20 protein-coding genes and 1 pseudogene are annotated in these 18,131 nt (G+C 76.2%); 8 read left to right on the forward strand and 13 right to left on the reverse strand.

What is annotated here, in order from left to right; all coding sequences use genetic code 11:
* Positions 1–7 precede the first annotated feature (7 nt).
* The gene (locus tag K1Y72_RS31210; protein ID WP_220170113.1) at positions 8–595 is read right to left on the reverse strand and encodes a lipocalin family protein; all 588 of its coding nucleotides are present in this window, start codon (positions 593–595) and stop codon (positions 8–10) included.
* 188 nt (positions 596–783) lie between these two features.
* On the opposite strand from K1Y72_RS31210, the gene K1Y72_RS31215 reads away from it, so the two are divergent.
* Positions 784–1,635 carry an oxidoreductase gene (locus tag K1Y72_RS31215; protein ID WP_220170114.1) on the forward strand — a complete coding sequence of 284 codons (852 nt, stop codon included), beginning with the start codon at positions 784–786 and terminating at the stop codon, positions 1,633–1,635.
* 90 nt (positions 1,636–1,725) lie between these two features.
* Entirely contained in the window at positions 1,726–2,190 is a 465-nt protein-coding gene (locus K1Y72_RS31220) for a DUF3237 domain-containing protein (protein ID WP_220170115.1), read from the forward strand.
* 4 nt (positions 2,191–2,194) lie between these two features.
* Here the strand turns inward: K1Y72_RS31220 and K1Y72_RS31225 are convergent, their stop codons facing one another.
* A complete protein-coding gene (locus K1Y72_RS31225; RefSeq protein ID WP_220170135.1) occupies positions 2,195–3,028 on the reverse strand; it encodes a phosphoribosylaminoimidazolesuccinocarboxamide synthase in 834 nt (277 codons plus the stop codon).
* A 114-nt stretch (positions 3,029–3,142) separates the two neighbouring features.
* Positions 3,143–3,904, reverse strand: a pseudogene (locus K1Y72_RS31230) (UTRA domain-containing protein); the annotation flags it as partial.
* A gap of 412 nt (positions 3,905–4,316) precedes the next feature.
* Here K1Y72_RS31230 and K1Y72_RS31235 point away from each other — a divergent pair.
* A complete protein-coding gene (locus K1Y72_RS31235; protein WP_220170116.1) occupies positions 4,317–6,110 on the forward strand; it encodes a tetratricopeptide repeat protein in 1,794 nt (597 codons plus the stop codon).
* A gap of 101 nt (positions 6,111–6,211) precedes the next feature.
* Here K1Y72_RS31235 and K1Y72_RS31240 read toward each other — a convergent pair whose 3' ends face one another.
* The 8 genes from K1Y72_RS31240 to K1Y72_RS31275 all read right to left on the reverse strand — a co-directional run bounded on the left by K1Y72_RS31240 (position 6,212) and on the right by K1Y72_RS31275 (position 12,018).
* On the reverse strand, positions 6,212–7,465 hold the full coding sequence (locus tag K1Y72_RS31240) for a hypothetical protein (RefSeq protein ID WP_220170117.1): 1,254 nt from the start codon (positions 7,463–7,465) through the stop codon (positions 6,212–6,214).
* Entirely contained in the window at positions 7,450–7,830 is a 381-nt protein-coding gene (locus K1Y72_RS31245; protein WP_220170118.1) for a stress-induced YchH family protein, read from the reverse strand. The genes K1Y72_RS31240 and K1Y72_RS31245 overlap by 16 nt, the downstream gene beginning before the upstream one ends.
* Positions 7,827–8,921, reverse strand: a complete 1,095-nt coding sequence (locus tag K1Y72_RS31250; RefSeq protein ID WP_308287310.1) for a molybdopterin-dependent oxidoreductase — start codon at positions 8,919–8,921, stop codon at positions 7,827–7,829. The genes K1Y72_RS31245 and K1Y72_RS31250 overlap by 4 nt, the downstream gene beginning before the upstream one ends.
* Entirely contained in the window at positions 8,918–9,529 is a 612-nt protein-coding gene (locus K1Y72_RS31255) for a class I SAM-dependent methyltransferase (protein ID WP_220170120.1), read from the reverse strand. Before K1Y72_RS31255 ends, K1Y72_RS31250 begins: the two co-directional genes overlap by 4 nt.
* Positions 9,526–10,143 carry a TIGR04282 family arsenosugar biosynthesis glycosyltransferase gene (locus tag K1Y72_RS31260; protein ID WP_220170121.1) on the reverse strand — a complete coding sequence of 206 codons (618 nt, stop codon included), beginning with the start codon at positions 10,141–10,143 and terminating at the stop codon, positions 9,526–9,528. The genes K1Y72_RS31255 and K1Y72_RS31260 overlap by 4 nt, the downstream gene beginning before the upstream one ends.
* The gene (locus K1Y72_RS31265) at positions 10,140–10,793 is read right to left on the reverse strand and encodes a glycosyltransferase family 2 protein (RefSeq protein WP_220170122.1); all 654 of its coding nucleotides are present in this window, start codon (positions 10,791–10,793) and stop codon (positions 10,140–10,142) included. The genes K1Y72_RS31260 and K1Y72_RS31265 overlap by 4 nt, the downstream gene beginning before the upstream one ends.
* The gene (locus K1Y72_RS31270) at positions 10,790–11,776 is read right to left on the reverse strand and encodes an NAD-dependent epimerase/dehydratase family protein (protein ID WP_220170123.1); all 987 of its coding nucleotides are present in this window, start codon (positions 11,774–11,776) and stop codon (positions 10,790–10,792) included. The genes K1Y72_RS31265 and K1Y72_RS31270 overlap by 4 nt, the downstream gene beginning before the upstream one ends.
* A gap of 74 nt (positions 11,777–11,850) precedes the next feature.
* Positions 11,851–12,018, reverse strand: a complete 168-nt coding sequence (locus K1Y72_RS31275) for a hypothetical protein (protein WP_220170124.1) — start codon at positions 12,016–12,018, stop codon at positions 11,851–11,853.
* A gap of 30 nt (positions 12,019–12,048) precedes the next feature.
* On the opposite strand from K1Y72_RS31275, the gene K1Y72_RS31280 reads away from it, so the two are divergent.
* The 4 genes from K1Y72_RS31280 to K1Y72_RS31295 are packed head-to-tail and all read left to right on the forward strand — an operon-like array spanning position 12,049 to position 14,309.
* Positions 12,049–12,678 (forward strand): hypothetical protein, encoded by a 630-nt coding sequence (locus K1Y72_RS31280; RefSeq protein ID WP_220170125.1) that lies wholly within the window; start codon positions 12,049–12,051, stop codon positions 12,676–12,678.
* 41 nt (positions 12,679–12,719) lie between these two features.
* Positions 12,720–13,316, forward strand: a complete 597-nt coding sequence (locus K1Y72_RS31285) for a sulfite oxidase-like oxidoreductase (protein WP_220170126.1) — start codon at positions 12,720–12,722, stop codon at positions 13,314–13,316.
* On the forward strand, positions 13,286–14,005 hold the full coding sequence (locus K1Y72_RS31290) for a ferredoxin reductase (protein WP_220170127.1): 720 nt from the start codon (positions 13,286–13,288) through the stop codon (positions 14,003–14,005). The genes K1Y72_RS31285 and K1Y72_RS31290 overlap by 31 nt, the downstream gene beginning before the upstream one ends.
* Before the next feature lies 1 nt (position 14,006).
* Positions 14,007–14,309, forward strand: coding sequence for a DUF6510 family protein (locus tag K1Y72_RS31295; RefSeq protein WP_220170128.1), 303 nt, complete (start codon positions 14,007–14,009; stop codon positions 14,307–14,309).
* On the opposite strand, the gene K1Y72_RS31300 is transcribed toward K1Y72_RS31295, so the two are convergent.
* Positions 14,296–15,720 (reverse strand): MFS transporter, encoded by a 1,425-nt coding sequence (locus tag K1Y72_RS31300; protein WP_220170129.1) that lies wholly within the window; start codon positions 15,718–15,720, stop codon positions 14,296–14,298. The genes K1Y72_RS31295 and K1Y72_RS31300 overlap by 14 nt on opposite strands.
* Positions 15,721–15,826: 106 nt before the next feature.
* Between K1Y72_RS31300 and K1Y72_RS31305 the strand changes: the two genes are divergently transcribed.
* Complete coding sequence (locus K1Y72_RS31305) at positions 15,827–16,321, forward strand: winged helix-turn-helix transcriptional regulator (RefSeq protein WP_220170130.1); 495 nt, start codon at positions 15,827–15,829, stop codon at positions 16,319–16,321.
* Between the two features lie 9 nt (positions 16,322–16,330).
* Here K1Y72_RS31305 and K1Y72_RS31310 read toward each other — a convergent pair whose 3' ends face one another.
* Complete coding sequence (locus tag K1Y72_RS31310; protein ID WP_308287312.1) at positions 16,331–17,584, reverse strand: L-lactate MFS transporter; 1,254 nt, start codon at positions 17,582–17,584, stop codon at positions 16,331–16,333.
* Positions 17,585–18,131 lie beyond the last annotated feature (547 nt).

Here is an 18,131-nt window from a genome sequence, read left to right on the forward strand (position 1 = left end):
CGCGGTCCTAGCAGAAGGGCGCGGCCGTGGCGGCGCCGCCGTCCTGCGGGGTGCTCTTGAGCGTGCAGGGGTCGATGCCGGCCCCGCGCAGGGCCGCCCTCGCGGCGGCGGCGTCGTCCGCCGCGAGGGCGGGCGTGCGCGACAGGACGAAGCCGCTCCGGCGGCCCGCGTCGGTGACGGCGGCCCACCGGTAGCCGCCGTCCAGGCCGACCACGATGTAGTTGGCGCCGGTGCCGTGGGCGTAGGAGCCGTTGAAGCCGAGGAACGACACGTTCAGGCGCGCGTTCGTCGCGTCGAGCGGCTTCGCGTCGCCCGTGACGGTGCTCTTGATCCCGAACACCGACCGGCAGGCGTTCTTCACCGAGACGGTGCCCGCCGCGCTCAGGGCGTAGTCGGCGGTGGCGTTGCGCAGGCACTGGATCTCGTACCAGGCGGGCACGGACGCCACCTGGTACCAGTGCCCGACGTAGCGCTGCACGTCCACCGACGGGACGGGCGCGGGCGGCGCGGGCGCCGCGCTCGCGGGCACGGCCGCCGCGACCAGCGCCCCCGCCGCCACCAGACTCCCCAGCAGGACCTTGTTCGTGGAACGCATCGCCGCTCTCCTCCTCGCCACCCTGCACCGCTTTGCGCAAGTTTTGCCCAACTTTCCCCGAAGGCTGGCTCGCCAAACGGCTTCGCGACGATCGGGCGTGAACGCCGAGGCCGCACCTCTTGCGCCCGCGTGCACGAGCGCGCCCGGGAGGGTGGCAGGCTGGGAACGATCTTCGAGGAGGGCACGACATGACGACCGATCTCCCCGGCGGGGCGCTGCGCCTCGCCGACGACCTCGTCCTCACCCGCATCGGCTTCGGGGCGATGCAGCTCGCCGGGCCCGGCGTGTGGGGGCCGCCGCGCGACCGGGACGAGGCGCTGCGGGTGCTGCGCGCCGTCGTGGACGCGGGCATCACCCACCTGGACACGAGCGACTACTACGGCCCGCACGTGGTGAACGAGCTGATCCGCGAGGCGCTGCACCCCTACCCCGGCGACCTGCGCATCGTCACCAAGGTCGGCGCGCGGCGCACGCCCGACAAGGGCTGGCCGCCCGCGCTGTCGCGCGACGAGCTGGTCCGCGCCGTGCACGACAACCTGGAGCGGCTCGGGCTGGAGGCGCTCGACGTCGTCAACCTGCGGATGAGCGACGACCGGGACATCACCGAGCCGCTGTCGGTGCTCGCCGGGCTGCGCGACGAGGGCCTGGTCCGGCACCTCGGCGTCAGCAACGTCAGCGCGGAGCAGTTCGAGGCGGCGCTCGGCGTCGCGCCCATCGTCGGCGTGCAGAACTACTACAACGTCGCCAAGCGCGACGACGACGCGCTCGTGGACCGCTGCGCCGAGCTCGGCATCGCGTACGTGCCGTTCTTCCCGCTCGGCGGCTTCCAGCCGTTGCAGGCCGAGGCACTGCACCGGGTCGCCGCCGACGTCGGCGCGACCGACCGGCAGGTGGCGCTCGCCTGGCTGCTGCACCGGTCGCCGGCGATCCTGCTGATCCCCGGGACGTCGTCCGTCGCGCACCTGCGCGACAACATCGCCGTCGGCGCGCTCGACCTGCCGGCGGAGGCGCTGCGCACCCTGGACGCCATCGGCGGCTGAACGGGCGCCCCCTCCCGTGATGCAACGCTGTTGTACATCAGCGTTGCATCACGTAGCCTCCTGCCCTGCCCCCGGCATCAGGAGAGCCCCGTGACGTCCTTCGCCCCCGCCCTGTCCTTCGCCTTCGAGATCCGCGCCCGCGTCGCGCCGTCCCTGGACGTCGCGCGCGGCGGCCCGGTCACCGAGTTCACCCCGATCACCGGCGGGACGGTCGCCGGGCCGCGGCTGACCGGGACCGTCCTCGCCGGCGGCGGCGACTGGAGCAGCACGAGCAGGGCGGACGGCGTCTGCCGGCTGGAGGCCCGCTACCTGATCCGGGCCGACGACGGCGCCGTCATCGACATCGTCAACCGCGGCTTCTACCGCCCGGACGCCGGCACCGCCGCGCAGCGCGACGGGGACCTGACGGTGGCGGCGGACGGCCTGTACTTCCGCACCTCGCCGGTCTTCCACACCGACGCTCCGGCGCACCGCTGGCTCGCCGAGACGGTGTTCGTCGGCCTCGCCCGCGACGAGGACGACGTCATCGCCATCCGCCTGTACGCCGTCGAGTAGCGCCTCAGCCGGTCCAGGTGGTGCCGGTGAGCCGCTCGTAGACCTCGACGTAGCGGGCGCGGGTGGCCTCGACGATCTCGTCGGGGATCTCCGGGCCGGGGGCGGTGCGGTCCCAGTCCAGCGTCGCCGACCAGTCGCGGACGAACTGCTTGTCCAGCGAGTTCTGCGGGCGGCCCGGCGCCCAGCCGTCGGTCGGCCAGAACCGCGAGGAGTCGGGGGTGAGGACCTCGTCGGCGAGGACGAGCGTGCCGTCGGGGGCGCGGCCGAACTCCAGCTTGGTGTCGGCGATGACGATGCCGCGCCGCGCGGCGACGGTCGCGCCGCGCCGGTAGACCTCCAGGGTGGCGGCCTTGAGGCGGGCGGCGGTGTCCGCGCCGATCTCGGCGACGACGTCGTCGTAGGTGATGAACTCGTCGTGGCCCTCGGTCGCCTTGGTCGTCGGCGTGAAGATCGGCTCGGGCAGCCGGGACGCCTCGGCGAGGCCCGCGGGCAGCGCGACGCCCGACACCGTGCCGGACTTGCGGTACTCGGCGAGGCCGAGCCCGGCGAGGTAGCCGCGGGCGATCCACTCGACCGGGAGCATCTCCAGCCGCCGCACGCGGATCGCGCGGCCCGCCCACTCGGCCGGCACGTCGGTCGCGGAGATCACGTGGTTCGGCATGACGTCGGCGAGCCGGTCGAACCACCACAGCGAGAGCTGGGTGAGGATCTTCCCCTTGTCGGGCACCTCGGTCGGCAGCACCACGTCGTAGACGCTGACCCGGTCGGAGGCGACCAGGACCAGGTCGTCGCCGTCGGCGTAGACGTCCCGGACCTTGCCGGAGTGCAGCAGTTCCATACCTGTCCCTCGGTCGGTGATCTCGTACTCGTAGGTCATCCAGCGGCCGGCGACCGAGACGGACTCGCCGTACTCCAGCACGCCGCCCGCGCCGTCGCGGATCCAGTTGCGGCCGCGCAGCACCGGGTCGCCGGGCGCGACGCGGAGGTCGGCGGCCTCGCCGGCGGTGGCGGCGCCCGCGGTGAACTGGTCGGTCTGCGGGCCGCCGACGGCGCGGCCGGTGGCGCGGCCGACGCGCGCGGGCGTGCCGCCGACGCTGCGGGCGGCCAGCAGCTCGGGGACGGCGTCCGCGAGCGCGCCGTCCAGCCAGGAGGTGGACGCCGACACCGGGACGCCGTCGCGGGAGGTGACCCGGCGGCGCCGCACGACGGGCGCGCCGGGCGCGAGGCCGAGGGCGTCGGCGACGTGCGGCGGCGCGGGGACGAGCCCGGCGGCGCGGATCTCGGCGCGCTCGGCGCCGCCGTGGACGCGGCCGGTGCGGGCGGCGGCGGCCAGCCGGTCGCGGGGGGCGGGCAGCGTGCCGCGCGTCGTCACGATGGTGCCGACGCCGGGGACGCCGACGGCGAGGCCCTCGGCGCGCAGCGCGGCGAGCGCCTTGGTGGCGGTGGCCATCGACACGCCCCAGTCGCTCATGATGCGGCGGGTGGAGGGGACGCGGTCGCCCTCGGCGAGCGCGCCGGACTCGATCCGCGCGCGGATCTGCTTGACGACCTGCAGATACGGCGGATCGGCCCGGATGATGCCGCGGTCCATGTGCCCTCCCGCGACGGAGTGTACTAGTGCACTAGGCACCCGCTCCGAGCTGTCGCGACGCCAGGCCGCCCCTCTCGCCCGCAGGTGACGATTCCGTGCCGGCGGTCCCGGAACCGTCACCATCCGCGACGAGCCCGTGCGGAGCGTCCACCATCTGGGACGCGGCCCGGTGACGCCCGGTCGCAGCCCGTACGCGCAGGGCCTTCGCGGCAGGGAGACGCCGCCCTGGTCGCACGTCGCACGGTGTCCGGACAGTGGACCCGTCAAGAGCGTTAAACGCAACGCCGCGTCCACATCGGGTCAATCGCGCCGTCAGGCGGGGACTAACCGACATATTGGACCTTTCGTGAGAATCTCACAGGAGGTGTCCGTGAAGAAGATCGTCGTGCGCCGGACCGGTCCCGTCGCCCTGCGCGGCGCGGCGAGCGCCAAGCACGTGGGCTGAGGAGCCGCCACCGGTCCGCCGGCCGCCCCCGGGACCGCACCGGCGGTTCCGGGCCTCGGCCGGCCCACCCCGACGACGAGGGGCGCTGCGATGAAGATCTCCGCCGACCGCCGGCTGCGCGGTCCCTACACCGCCGCCGGCGCGCTGCTCGGCCCGCTGGCCGCCGAGGCGCTGGAAGCCCATCCCGAGATCCTGTCCCGGCACGCCGCCGTCCTGCGGGCGCTCGCGCCGGACGCACCCGACCTCCCGGCCACCGTCCGCCCGCTGGTGGACCGCGTCCCGGACGCCGAGCGGGTGCTCGTGCCCGCGCCCCGGCGGACGCTGCGGCTCGCCAACGGCGCCGCCGAGTTCGTCCGCGAGCACCTGGCCCGCCGCGGCCGCCCGCTGGAGGTGACGGTCACCGCCTACGCCGAGGCGGACGCCGCCGACCGGGAGCTGCTCGCGGTGCTGCGCCGCCGCGTCGACCCGGCGCTGCTGCGGATCCACCTGGTCGAGGAGGGCCCGGCCGCGCCCGCGCTCCGCCCGCGCGAGCACGACGCGCTCGCCGCGCGGGCGGCCGCCGGCGGCCTCGCCGGCCCGCGCCTCGGCGCCGTCCCCTACCACCGGGCGCGCGGCACCGACCCGCTGCTCGCGGCGGCCGCGCACCGGTACGCGACGGGCCGCTGCCTCGCGCTGGGCTGCCACCGCGCCGTCGCCGAGCTCGGCGCCGCCGGCCTCGCGCTCGCCGACCCGGCCGCCGACCCCGACACCTGGTGGGGGCTCGTCCACGACACCGCGACCGCGCTCGGCGCGACCGGCCGCGAGGACGAGGCCGCCGCGCTGCTGCACGCCGCGCGGCGCGGCACCGCCGACCCCGTCCGGCACTCCACCATCGCCTACACCCTCGCGATGCTCGCCGTCCGCCACCACGACCCGGCCCGCCGCGACCCGGCGGCGGCGCTGGAGTGGGTCAACACCGCGATCGCGCTCTGCGCCCACCTGCCCGACCGCGCCGAGCGGGCCGTCAAGCTCGGCTTCGACCTGAACGGCAAGGCGCTCGTCGAGATGCGGCGCGGGCGCCCCGCCGAGGCGCTGGACCTCGTCCAGGAGGCGATCGGCCTCGCCGAGCGCGACCTGCCCGCCGGGGCGCAGCCGGTGCACCGGATGGTGCTGCTCGCCAACCGGGCGCGGCTGTTCGACCGGCTCGGCCGCACCGGCGAGGCGCTCGCCGACTGGGACGCGGTGATCGCCGCCGACCCCGCCTACCCCGACTACTACATCGACCGCGGCAACCTGCGGCTCCGGCTCGGCCGCACCGGCGACGCGGTCGCCGACTACGAGGCGGCCATGCGGACCGGGCCGCCGTCCGCCGAACCCCACTTCAACCGGTCCCAGGCCCGGTACGCCGAAGGCGACCTGGACGGGGCGCTCGCCGACCTGGACCGCGCGCTGGAGCTGGAGCCCGACTTCCTGGACGCCCTGGTCAACCGGGCCGGGCTGCTCGCCGCCGCCGGGGAGCACGAGGCGGCCCGCGCCGACTGCGACGCGGGCCTCGCCGCCGACCCCGGCAACGCCTGCCTGCTCGCCGCCCTCGGTCAGGTCGAGCTCGCCGAGGGCGACCGGGGGCGGGCGCGGGCCTGCTTCGACCGGGCGCTGGAGGCCGATCCGGGGCTCGCCGCGGCCTGGGCGGGCCGGGCGGCGCTGGCGTTCGAGTCCGGCGACCCCGAGGCCGCCGTCCGCGACCTCGGCCGCGCCCTGGACCTCGGCGAGGACCCCGCCCTCCTCTACAACCGCGCCGTCGCCCTCCGCGCCGCCGGCCGCCCCGCCGAGGCCCGCGCCGACCTGGAGCGGGCCGCCGAGCTCGACCCCGACGACACCGACATCCGCACCGCCCTCATCCGCTGACCCCCCGGTCACCGTTCGTTGAGATGCGGCGTGTTGGGCACTTTCGATCTCCACGGAGCCCAACACGCCGCATCTCAACCTCGTGGCGGCGGCCGGGCGGGTTACCAGTGGGAGTGGACGAGGGCCTGGAGGGCGATGGCCGTCGCGGCCTGGGCGGCGAGCCAGGGGCGCGTTCCGATACGGCTCGGGGTGAGGGCGGCGAGCGGGAGGAGCCAGGCGGCGAACGGCACCCAGATGCGTTCGACCTCGCCGCGTGTGACTCCCGACAGGTCCAGCGCCAGGACGCCGACGAGCGCGGCGGCGGCGAGGAGCGCCACGGGCGCCTCCGGCGGCATCCGGCGGCGGAGCGCCCGCGCGGCGGCGGGACCGGCGGCGGCGACGGCCGGACCGGTCAGCAGGGCGAGCACCGCGAGGTTCCCGACGAGGTAGAAGGCGTAGGAGCGCTGCGCCGAGCCGCCGGAGATCAGGTAGGTGGCGTGCGTGGCCGCCACCCCGTCCGGCCACCAGAACCCGCCGAGGGTGAACGCGGCGGGCACGACGGCCAGCCCCGCGAGCATCGGCCACCAGCGGGGCCGCTGCAACAGGACGACGACGGCGGGGACGGCGAACAGCGGCAGCAGCCCGTAGCTGAGGTAGGGCAGCGCGCCGAGGACGAGCCCGCCCGCGAGCGCCCGGCGGCGCGCCAGCAGCGCCGTCCCCCACGCGGCGACGCCGAGGAAGAGCGCGTCCATCGTCGTGGCGACCCACACCGCGAGCGGCGCGAGGGCGAGGAACGGGACGGCCGCCCGCGCGATCCGCTCCCCCGCGACGGCCCGGACGGTGACGGCGACCGCGGCGGCGGCCGAGGAGCCCGCCGCGATGATCAGCGCGGCGGCCCAGCCGGTGCCGTGCAGGCCGGCCGCGTCCAGCGTCCACACCAGCAGCGTCGGCAGCGGCGGATGGCCGCGCACGTGCGTGGTGTAGCCGGCGAGGCGCTCGGTGAAGGTGCGCAGCCACAGCGCGGGGTCGGCGTCCACGGCCGGGATCGCGACGGGGTACTCGGTCGGCGCGTCCAGCGGGCGGTGCAGGGCGTCCCAGCCGTCGCTGAGCGCGAGCACGATCGCCCAGCCGGCGGCGGCGGCCCAGGCCGCCAGCAGCAGCGGCCGCCACGCCATGCGCCGCGCCAGCGGCGGCAGGACGGCCACGGCCAACGCCGCGTAGGCGACGGCCGGAAGCATCTGCCAGGTCAGCAGCCGCGCGGACGCGTGCAGGGGAGGCAGCAGGTCGCCCTGTGTGTGCGCGGCGCGCGTCCCGATGGCGAAGACCGCCGCGATGAACGCCGCCCAGAGCGCCGCCGCCCTCATCGTCGCCGCCACCACACGACGGCGGCCACCGCCGCGACGACGGCGAGGACGATGAGCAGGTTCCAGCCGTAGTGCAGCGGCAGGATCGACGGGTTGTCGGGCCGGGCGCCGAGCCGCAGCACCATCGGCAGCGCCACGAGGGTCAGCACGCCTCCGACCGCCAGCGCGCCCTGGAGCACCGGGCGCCGCGTCACCACGGCGCCCACCAGCAGCACGGCGGGCGCGAAAACGGCGTCGTGCAGTACCGCGCCGCCCGCGAACCAGACCGCCCAGCCGAACAGGTCCGGCACGTGCGCGACGATCCCGTACGCGCCGATGCCCATGAGGACGGTCCCGACCGCGTACGCCCCGTACCGGGCCGCCGTCGTCCCGTTCACGCGACCACCAGCCCGCCGACCCACTTGGTCTGCATGACGCCCGGCCGGTCCGGCGCGATCAGCCGGCAGGGGGCGCCGTGATCGAGCGCGAGCGGCTCGCCGTTCAGGCCGAGCGCGAGCAGCGTCAGCCCGTCGTGCCAGTGCCGCGGCTCGACCCAGGACGTGCGGTAGGCGCCGTAGCGCTCCAGCGACTCGACCCGCACGCGCGCGCCGTCCGCGACGCCCGCGAGGCGCAGCACGTCGCGCAGCCGGACGCCCTCCCAGTCGCCGGACGCGCTCCAGCCCTCCACGCAGGCGATCGGCAGCCGGACCGTGCGGACCGGCAGCGCCCGCAGGTCGGCGAGCGACAGCGACAGCTCCCGTCCGACGGCACCGGTCACGCGCAGCCGCCACTCCGGCGGCACCGCCGTGATCCCGGCCGCGTAGGCGGTCTTGTTGACGGGCAGGCGCTGCGGGCCGGTGCCGGGGCGGCGCGGCGCGAGCAGCGCCAGCCGGGCCAGCGGCGACAGCGTCTCGCCGACCGTGGCGAGCGCGACGGCGCCGGACGCCGCCGCGACCGTCAGCAGGAACGCGCGGCGCGGCACCGCGTCCTCGGGCCGCGTCATGACGGTGTGCCGCACCTTGGACGCCTGGTTCGCGACGTGCACGACGAGCGCGCCGACGACCAGGTAGGCCGTCCAGTAGTGCGCGACGGTGAAGAAGAACGGGAAGGGGTACCAGTAGGCGATGTTGAACAGGCCGGTGGCGAGCTGGAACACCGCGCCGCCGACCAGCACGAACACCGCGCCGCGCTCGATCGCCTGCCCCGCCGACCGGAACGGCGGCCACTGGAACAGCCGCGGGTAGACCGTCCACAGCTTGGCGAGCAGCAGCGGGATCGTGGCGAGGCCGCCGATGACGTGCAGGCCCTGCGTCACGCGGTAGAGGTTCACCGGTCGCGAAGGCCAGTGCAGCCAGCCCGGTGGGTGCTGCATGAAGTGGCTGATCAGGCCGGTGACGAACGCCGTCCCGAAGGAGACGCCGAGGGCGATGCCGAGCCACGCCGCCACCCGCTCGTCGTGCAGGCGGCTGGTGAACCGGCCCGCGATCACCTCAGCAGGGCCGCGAACCAACGTCCCGCCTCCTCCCATATCTCGGCGACGCGGTAGCCGCCCGCGGCGGCGGCGATGTCGTCGGCCGACACGACCGCCCATGCGAACCACTCGCCGGTGACGCGCCCGCCGCGCAGCCGGACCCGCTCCACCACCGACGGCGTGCCCGGCGGCGCGACCTCGGCGAGCAGCCGCCCGCCCGGCGCGAGCAGCTCGGCGGCGCGGCCGAGCAGCGCCGCCGGGTCGCCGCCGATGCCGATGTTGCCGTCGGCGAGCAGCACGGTCGCGTAGCCGCCCGCGCCGGGGACGTCGCCGAACACGTCGCGGACGAGCGCCGGGCCGCCCGCCGCGACGGTGAGCGCGACGGCGTGCGGGGCGACGTCGATGCCGAGCGCGAGCACGCCGCGGGCGGTGAGCGCGGCGGTGAACCGCCCCGGACCCGAGCCGACGTCCAGGGCGGGCCCGGTACATCGGTCGAGCAGGCCGTGGTCGCCGGGCCGGAGCGCCCGCCAGTCGTCCACCGGCAGCGGGCGGCGGTGCCCGGCGGCGTCCTCGATCTCCACCCGGCCGGTGCCCGACAGCGCCCGCGCGTACAGCTCGCCGATCACGCCGGGACGCCGTTCAGGGCGGCCGCGAACCGGGTGTGCGGGGCGGCGCGGGCGACCTCGGCGGCGTCGGCGGGGGTGTCGACGTCGGTGAGGGCGGGCAGCGTCGCGACGCGCAGGCCGGCCAGGCGGGCGAGCTGGCGGCGGCCGGTGTCGTCCCGCGACATGGGGACGCCGAGCAGCAGCGCCGGGTCGGGGACGCGCAGGCCGAGCAGCCAGAAGCCGCCGTCGGTCGCGGGCCCGAACACCGCGTCGTGGTCGGCGAGGGCGGCCGTCGCCTCACCCAGCAGCGCGGGCGTGACCTGCGGGGTGTCCATGCCGACCAGGACGAGCGGGCGGCCCCGGTAGGCGTCGTCGAAGGCGTGCGCGAGGCGCTCGTCCAGGCCGTCCCCGCGCTGCGGCAGCACCGTGAAGCCGTCCGGGAGCCACGGGCCCGGCCGCCCGGCGAGGGCGAGCGTGCGCGCCCCGGCGGGGGTCGCGGCCACCGCGGCCAGGGTGTCGGCGAGCGCGGCGGCGGCGAGCTCCGCCGCCCGCTCGGGCGTGTGGACGGGCGTGAGGCGCGTCTTCACCCGGCCCGGCACCGGCTCCTTGGCGATGACGAGGAGGTCGGCGGTCATGCCGGCACCTCGGCGAGGACGCGGCGCATGTCGCGGACGGCGCGGACGGTGCCGCGCGCCGTCCCGGTGACCTTGGACCGGCCGTTGCGCGGCAGGTACGGCACGTCCAGCTCGTCGATCGCCCACCCGGCGCGGGCCGCGCGCAGCACCATCTCCAGCGGGTAGCCGAAGCGGCGGTCGGCGAGGCCCAGCGCGAGCAGCGACTCCCGGCGCGCGGCGCGCATCGGGCCGAGGTCGTGCAGGCGGGTGCCCGCGCGGCGGTTCAGCGAGCGGGCCAGGACGGCGTTGCCGAGCCGCGCGTGCGCGGGCCAGGCGCCGCGCCCGGCCGGGCGGCGGCGGCCGAGCACCAGGTCCGCGCCCGCGTCGAGGGCGGCGGCGAGGCGCGGCAGCTCGCCCGGGTCGAGCGAGGCGTCGGCGTCCATGAACGCGACGACGTCCGAGGTCGCGGCGCCGAGGCCCGCGTGGCAGGCGGCGCCGAACCCGCGCCGCTCCTCGCGGACGACGAGCGCGCCGTGCGCGGCGGCGACCTCGCCGGACCCGTCGGTCGAGCCGTTGTCCACCACGATCGCGCGGTGGCCGGGCGGCATCCGGTCCAGCACCCACGGGAGCGCCGCCGCCTCGTCCAGGCAGGGCAGGATCACGTCGATCACGCGGGCACCCCCGCGAACTCCGCCATCCCGTCGGCGAACGCGACCCCGGCGGTGTAGCCGAGCTCGCGGCGGGCCCGCTCGGGGCTCGCCACGATGTGCCGGACGTCGCCGAGGCGGAAACCGCCCGTCACGACCGGTTCGGGACCGCCGTAGGCGGCGGCGAGCGCGGCCGCCATGTCGGCGATGGTGCGGGGCGTGCCGCTCGCCACGTTGTAGGCGCGCGACGCGCCCGGCGTCCCTTCCTGCTCCAGCGCGAGGACGTTGGCGCGGGCGACGTCGCGGACGTGGACGAAGTCGCGGCGCTGGCCGCCGTCCTCGAACACCAGCGGCGCCTCGCCGCGCTCCAGCCGCGACCGGAACAGCGCGGCGACGCCCGCGTACGGGGTGTCGCGCGGCATCCGCGGCCCGTACACGTTGTGGTAGCGCAGCGCCGTGACCGAGCCGCCGACCGCGCGCGCCCACGAGGCCGCCAAGTGCTCCTGCGCGAGCTTGGTGTCGGCGTAGACGTTGCGGGGGTCCAGCGGCGCGTCCTCGGTGACCGTCCCGGGCGCGAGCCGGGCGCCGCACTCGGGGCAGGCGGGCTCGAACACGCCGGCGGCGAGGTCGTCCTCGGCGCGCGGCCCCGGCCGCACCGTCCCGTGCCGGGCGCACGCGTAGGCGCCCTCGCCGTAGACGACCATGGACGAGGCGAGCACCAGCCGCCGCACCCCGGCGCGCGCCATCTCCGCCAGGAGCACGGCGGTGCCCTGCACGTTGACCGACGAGTAGTCCGGCATGTCGGACACGTCGACGCCGAGGCCGACCTTGGCGGCCTGGTGGCAGACGGCGTCCGCGCCTTCGAGCAGGCGCGCGACGGCCGCCGCGTCCCGCACGTCCCGCCCGTCCCGGAGGTCCAGCGTGCGGACGGCGTGCCCGGCCGCGACCGCCGCCTCGGCGACGTGCGAGCCGATGAACCCCGACGAACCTGTGATCAGCACCTGCATGGGGCCGACGCTAGGTGTCCGGAGGCCGCCCGCCCGGTTCCAGCGCGGTCCCGTACGCACCTCGTAAGATTTGTTTACCCGCCCGACGCGCCGCCGCCCTCCCCGGCGACCCGCTCGTGCAGCCGCTGCCGGATCTCGTCCGGCGTGTACGCGCGGCGCCGCCGCTCCTGCCGCGCGATCACCGCCCCGGTGGCCGCGACCCCGACGAAACCGGCGATGCCCAGCGCCTTCCACCACTTCATGCCCCCACCGTAGTGACTAAGGTGGCGATCATGGCTGGCACGAGCATCGGCCTCGACGAGGCCGCCGAGCTGACCCGCACCGGCGACGTCTGGCTGTTCCGCGGCCGCACCGCCGCCGACCGGGCCATCCGCACCATGACCAACAGTCCCGTCAACCACGTCGGCATGGCGATCGTGCTCGACGACCTGCCGCCCCTCATGTGGCACGCCGAGCTGGGCCGCTCCCTCACCGACATGTGGACCGGCAGGAACCAGCGCGGCGCCCAGCTCCACGACCTGCGCGAGGCCGTCACCACCTGGTGCACCCGCTACGAGCAGCGGGCCTGGCTCCGCCAGCTCGAACCGCCCGCCACCGCGGCGATGGAGGACGCGGCGCTCCGCACCGTCGCGCGCCTCGACGGGACCCCCTTCCCGTCCACCACCCGGATGGCGTCCCGCTGGATCCGCGGCCGCGTCCCGGTCCGGCGGCCGAAGGAGCGCGACCTGAACCTGGAGACCGCGTTCTGCGCCGAGATCGTCGCCTCCACGTACCAGGACATGGGGCTGCTCGCCCGCGACCGGCGGCCCAACTGGTTCGACCCGGGCCGCTTCTGGAGCGGCGACGAGCTGGAGCTCCAGGACGGCGCCACCCTCGGCGGCGAGATCAAAGTCGTGACGTAACGCCTGCTTGGCGGCCTCACAATGGGGGGACGAGGTGATCTATGAGCATTGTTTCCCGGGGTTTCCACGGCCGCCGCGGCGGTGACCCCGCGCTGCCGCCCGGCCAGTACCTGACCGAGGACTTCCCCGTCCTGTCCGCCGGGCCGACGCCGCGCGTCCCGCCGGCCGCCTGGACCTTCACGATCACCAACGCCGCCGGCGCGAGCCGCCGGTGGACGTGGCGGGAGTACCTGGCGCTGCCCGCCGAGCGGCCGCACGTCGACATCCACTGCGTGACCAAGTGGTCCAAGCTCGGCACCGACTGGGAGGGCGTCTCGCTCGACACGCTCTTCGAGGAGGTCGAACCGGACGCCCCGTACGCCATGATCGAGTGCTACGGCGGGTACACCACCAACCTGCCCGTCGAGGACCTGCTCGACGGCAAGGCGTGGGTCGCGCACGGCTTCGGCGGCGAACCGCTGCATCCCGAGCACGGCGGCCCGGCGCGGCTGCTCGTCCCGCACCTGTACTTCTGGAAGTCGGCCAAGTGGGTGAGCGGCATCCGGCTGATGGACCACGACGAGCCCGGCTTCTGGGAGGCCGCGGGCTACCACAACTATGGAGACCCATGGCGCGAGCAGCGGTACGAGGGCGACTGACCTGGACGGCGGCGCGCCTCGCCGCCGTCCGCGACGAGACCGCGTCCGCGCGGACGCTCACCTTCGCGGTGCCGGACTGGCCGGGCCACCTGCCCGGCCAGCACGTCGACGTCCGCCTCACCGCCGAGGACGGCTACGTCGCCGAGCGGTCCTACTCGCTGGCGAGCGCCGAGGGGGTGGAGCTGACGATCCAGCGCGTCCCCGACGGCGAGGTCTCGCCGTACCTGGCGGACGTCCTGGAGGTCGGCGACGAGATCGAGCTGCGCGGCCCCGTCGGCGGCTGGTTCGTGTGGCGCGGCGGCACGGGCCCGGTGGTGCTCGTCGGCGGCGGGTCGGGCATCGTCCCGCTGATGGCGATGGTCCGCGCCCACCGGGCGGCGGGCGGCGCGGCGCCGTTCCACCTGCTCTACTCGGTGCGGACGCCCCGCGACGTCTACTACGCCGCCGAGCTCGCCGAACCGCGGCCCGGCCTGGAGGTCACCCTCCTCTACACCCGGGAGGCCCCGCCCGGCCACGCCCGGCCGCCGGGCCGGATCGGCCCGGACGACCTCGCCGGCCTCGCCCGGCCCGCCGACTGCTTCGTCTGCGGCCCGACCGGCTTCGTCGAGGCGACGTCCACGCTGCTCGTCGACCTGGGCCACGATCCCCGCCGCATCCGCACCGAACGCTTCGGCCCCACGGGAGCCTGACATGCCGACCGACAACAGCACACCGCCGAACGGGGCCGCCCCGGCCGCCGGACACGTGGACGGCAACGCGCTGGCGGGCCCGCTCGGCGAGCTGCTGAACGCGGACGTGACGTCGATGACGAGCCAGTGCGCGCACTGCGGGCGGAGCGGCGCCTTCGCCGAGCTGCGCGTCTACGCGCACGCGCCCGGCTGGGTGGCGCGCTGCCCCGGCTGCGACGGCGTGGTCCTGAAGCTCGTCCGCAGCGCCGGCCGGGTCTGGCTGGAGCTCGCCGGCACCGCCCGCTGGAACCTCACCCTGAGCTGACCGCCCGGCTCGCGTCCGCCGGGAGGGCCGCGTCCGGCGGCGCGGCGCCCGGCCCGGCGGGGGTGCGGAGGCCGAACGCCGTGACGGCCGCGCCGAGCAACGCCGCCGCCACGGGGACGACCAGCCCGGCGCGCAGGCCGTCCAGGCCCGAACCGGCGGCGACGCTGACGGCGGTGACGGCCGACAGGCCGAGCGCCGTGCCGAACTGCATGGAGGTGTAGAGCAGGCCGCCCGCCAGGCCCTGCTCGTCCTCGGCGACGCCCTCGGTGGCGGCCATGGTGAGCGGCCCGTACGCCAGGGAGAACGCCACCCCGAGCGACAGCAGCGCGGGGAGCATGGCGGCGTAGGTCCAGTCCGCCCCGACGGGAAGGAACAGCGCGTACGCGGCCGCCGCGAGGACGAGGCCGCCGAACAGCACGCGGGCGTTCCCGAAACGGGCCACCAGGCGCGGCGTCAGGACGGGCGCGAGGACGGTGTCGACACCGATCACCAGCATGGCCAGGCCGGTCTGCAGCGCGCTCCAGCCGCGCACCTCCTGGAAGTACAGGGTGGCCAGGAACTGGAAGCCCGCGAACGCGGCCAGGAACAGCAGCGCGGCCACGTTGACGCGCACGAGCGGCGCCGAGCGCAGCGTCCCGAGCCGCACCAGCGGGGACGCGGACCGCCGCTCGACCGCGCCGAACAGCCCGAGCAGCGCCAGGCCCCCGGCGAGCACGCCGGCCGTCAGGCCCGGACCGTCGCCGGGACGCTCCAGCCGCACCACCCCGTACGCCAGCAGCAGCATCGCCCCGGTGAGCGCGCCGGCCCCCGCCACGTCGAAGCCGCCCGCGGGGCGCTCGCCGCCCGGATCGCGGACGAGGGCCAGCGCCGCCACCAGGATCAGCGCCGCCAGGACGACCGGCGCGAAGAACACCCACCGCCAGCCGAACGAGACGAGCACGCCGCCCGCGACGACGCCGAGCGAGAACCCGCCCGCCGCCGTCCCCGCGTACACGCCGAGCGCCCGGGTGCGGGCCGGCCCGTCTGGGAACGCCGAGGTGACCAGCGCCAGCCCGGCGGGCGCCATGAAGGCGGCCGCGACCCCGGTGACGAACCGGGCGACCAGCAGCACCCACCCGCCGGGGGCGAACCCGCCGAGCCCGGAGAAGACCAGGAACACCGCGAGCCACGACACGAACATCCGGCGGTGCCCCAGCAGGTCGGCGGCGCGCCCGCCCAGCAGCATGAACCCGCCGTAGCCCAGCACGTAGGCGCTGACGACCCCGCCGAGCATGCCGGTGGACAGGCCCAGGTCGGCGCGGATCGCCGGCAGCGCCACGTTCAGCATCGCCACGTCGATCCCCTCCAGGAAGATCGCGCCGCACAGCACCAGCAGCACGGCCCGGGCGCGTCCCGCGTCGGATGCGGTCATCGGCCCCCGCCCCCTCTCGTCGCGGGAACCGGGCCCGGGGCGGTTCCCCGAGAGCATGCCGGTTCCCTCTTGTTACCGACAGCATCATCGGAGACCATCGGGGACCATGGAAGACGGCACTTTCGAGTCCCTCGGGCACTGCGCGGATACCGGCGTCGACGACGACGTCCTCCAGTGGGACCAGCGCGCCGACTGCGAGGTGCGGCAGATCCTCGACCGCGTCGCCGACAAGTGGTCGCTGCTGGTGATCGCCTTGCTGGACAAGCGCAGCCTGCGGTTCACCGAGCTGAAGCGCGCGATCGACGGGGTCAGCCAGCGGATGCTGACCCGCACGCTGCGGCAGCTGGAACGCGACGGGCTGGTGAGCCGGACCGTGCACCCGACCGTCCCGCCGCGCGTGGACTACGCGCTGACGCCGATGGGCGCGTCCCTGCACAGCACCATCCGCGCCCTGGTCGGCTGGACCGAGGAGCACCAGAACGCCATCGCGGCGGCCCGCACCGCCTACGACGCCCGCGCCGCCGCCGAACGGGAGGCGGCCGAGCGCGCGGCGGCCGGGCGCGACGCCGTCGCCCGCGCCGCCCTGCCGGGGGGCGGCTGACCGGCGGCGTCAGGCGAAGGCGGGGACGGGCGCCGGGGCCGGGGCCGGGGCCGGGCGGCGGACGGTGCGGGCGGCGCGGCGGCCGGGCGGGGTGGTGAGGCCCGGGAGGGCCGTGGCGGCGAGGGCGACGACCGCGAGGGTCGTGAAGGCGTTCTGGTAGCCGCCGCTCGCGGCGAGGGCCGCGACGAGGAGCGGGCCGACGACGCCGCCGATGCTCCAGGCGATGTTCATCAGCCCGTAGATCGCGCCCGCGTTGGTGAGGCCGAAGAAGTCCCCGGCGGTCGCGGGCATGACCGCGTAGCCGCCGCCGAAGTTGGCGAAGACCACCGCCGCGAGGGCGATGAACGCGACCGGCGAGGACGCGTAGGGGACGGCGAGCAGGCAGGCGCCCATCAGCGCCAGGATCATCGTGAAGATCCGCATCCGGCCGTACCGCTCCGACATCGCGCCCCAGAAGATGCGGCCCGCGCCGTTGAACAGGCCCATCCCGCCGGTGAGGGCGGCCGCCGCGGCCGGGCCGATGCCGGTGATCGCGGTGGCGGCGCCCGCGGTGACCGCGACGAACCCGATGCCCGAGACGGTGTTCAGCGTCAGCATCGCGGTGAGCAGGTACCACTGGCGCGTCCGCAGCGCCTCCGCGCAGGTGAAGTCGCCGCGCCGGCCGGCCGGGCGGGCCGCCGGCGGCGGGTTGCGGAACAGCGTCGCGCCGCAGGTGGTGAACACCAGGTAGCAGACGCCGAGCGGCAGGAACGCGCGCGTCGGCACGGTCCGGTTGGCCTCGACGAGGTACTGGGCGAGCGGCGAGGTCAGCACCGCGCCGAACCCGAACCCGCCGACCGCGACGCCGGTGATCAGGCCGCGCTTCTCGGGGTACCACTTCTGCAGCATGGCGACCGGGACGATGTAGGCGATGCCGAGGCCGATGCCGCCGACGACGCCGTAGGCGAGCAGCAGGAACCACAGCTCGCCGCGCCCGGAGGCGAGCGAGGCGAGCAGCGCGCCGGTCGAGTAGAGGACGCCGCCGAGCAGCGCCGCGGCGCGCGGCCCGCGCCGGTCCTGGAGGCGGCCGCCGAGGTAGGTGCCGACGAACACGATGCCGATGGCGACCGAGAACGGCAGCACCGCCTGCGCCCTCGTCAGCTCGAACGCGCCGGGCTGCTGGAGCGCCCGCGCGATCACCGACCAGGAGTAGATGCCGCCGAGCGACGCCTGGAACAGCACGGCGCCGCCCGCGATGGCCAGGCGCGGCGGCCCGCCCGCCACGGCACCGGTCCGCCGATGCCGCCCCGGAACCCGCTGCCGCTCCCCCGCCCCCACGGACGACCGGGGATCCACCCGATGCCGCTCCCCAGGACGCGCATCACCGATCCGACCACCCGCCGCGTCCACCTCCTCCGCGTACAGCTCGCCCACGTGCGAACCGGCCCCGCCAGGGCCGGCCGCAGCCGAGCCGCTCGGATAAGGATTCGTCGTAGACGAGCCGCTGCCGTACAGACCCGCCTCGCGCGAGCCGACCCCATACAGACCCCCCACGGACGAGTCGACCGCCGCCCGGTCGACCGCATAAGGGCCGGTCGTATTCGAGCCGACCGCGTGCGAGTCGGGCGCGTGCGGCCCGGCCATGTGCGAGCCGGACACGCCTGGCCCGGCCGTGTGCGGGCCAGGCACGTGCGGACTGGCTGCGTGCGGGCCGGTCGTGTGCGAGTCGGGCGCGTGCGAGTTGGCCGTGTGCGGGCCGGTCGTGTGCGAGCCGGGCGCGTGCGAGTTGGGTGCGTGTGGGTCGGACGCGTGCGAGCCGGGCGCGTGCGAG

The sequence above is a fragment of the Actinomadura parmotrematis genome, assembly GCF_019458805.1.
GTDB classification, from domain to species: Bacteria; Actinomycetota; Actinomycetes; order Streptosporangiales; family Streptosporangiaceae; genus Spirillospora; species Spirillospora parmotrematis.